We start from the raw sequence: 1,163 nt of genomic DNA, 5'->3' as shown, positions 1-1,163 counted from the left end.
ATCTTCGCGACGACGCCGGCGCCGACGGTACGACCGCCTTCACGGATGGCGAAACGCAGACCTTCTTCCATGGCGATCGGGGCAATCAGATCAACCTTCATCTGAATGTTGTCACCCGGCATCACCATCTCGACGCCTTCCGGCAGCTCAACCGCACCCGTCACGTCGGTCGTACGGAAGTAGAACTGCGGACGGTAGCCCTTGAAGAACGGCGTGTGACGACCACCCTCGTCCTTGGACAGGATGTACACCTCGGCCTCGAACTTGGTGTGCGGCGTGATCGTGCCCTTCGCCGCCAGAACCTGGCCACGCTCGACTTCGTCACGCTTGGTGCCACGCAGCAGTACGCCCACGTTGTCACCGGCTTCACCACGGTCCAGCAGCTTGCGGAACATCTCAACGCCCGTGCAGGTCGTGACCGTCGTATCCTTGATACCCACGATCTCGACTTCGTCACCCACGTTAATCACGCCACGCTCAACACGACCCGTCACAACAGTGCCGCGGCCAGAGATCGAGAACACGTCTTCGATCGGCAGCAGGAACGGCTTGTCGGTGTCGCGCTCCGGCTGCGGAATATACGCGTCCATCTCTTCAACCAGCTTCAGGATCGACGGCACGCCAATGTCGCTCTCGTCGCCTTCCAGCGCCTTCAGCGCAGAACCCGTCACGATCGGGGTGTCGTCACCCGGGAAGTCGTAAGAGCTCAGCAGCTCACGCACTTCCATCTCAACCAGCTCCAGCAGCTCGGCGTCGTCCACCTGGTCAGCCTTGTTCAGGTAAACCAGGATGTACGGCACACCCACCTGGCGCGCCAGCAGGATGTGCTCACGCGTCTGCGGCATCGGGCCGTCAGCCGCCGAGCACACCAGGATAGCGCCGTCCATCTGCGCCGCACCCGTGATCATGTTCTTCACGTAGTCGGCGTGACCCGGGCAGTCCACGTGCGCGTAGTGGCGCGAGTCTGACTCGTATTCCACGTGAGCCGTCGCGATCGTGATACCACGCGCGCGCTCTTCCGGGGCGTTATCAATCTGGTCGTAAGCCTTGAACTCACCGCCACGCGCCTCGGCGCACACCTTGGTCAGCGCCGCCGTCAGCGTCGTCTTGCCGTGGTCCACGTGACCGATCGTGCCGACGTTCACGTGGGGCTTGTTACGTTC

At 62.4% G+C, this 1,163-nt stretch carries 1 protein-coding gene; it reads right to left on the bottom strand.

Features of this window, described 5'->3' with window-relative positions:
- Nucleotides 1-1,163 (bottom strand): elongation factor Tu (gene tuf, locus F3N42_RS15535; protein WP_150865902.1); only part of this gene is annotated, 1,163 nt, incomplete at both ends.

Origin of the sequence: Marinihelvus fidelis (genome assembly GCF_008725655.1) — a bacterium.
Classification (GTDB): Bacteria; Pseudomonadota; Gammaproteobacteria; order Xanthomonadales; family SZUA-36; genus Marinihelvus; species Marinihelvus fidelis.
The sequence above is the reverse complement of the archived record's forward strand: the minus strand, read 5'-3'. Positions and strand labels throughout refer to the sequence as shown.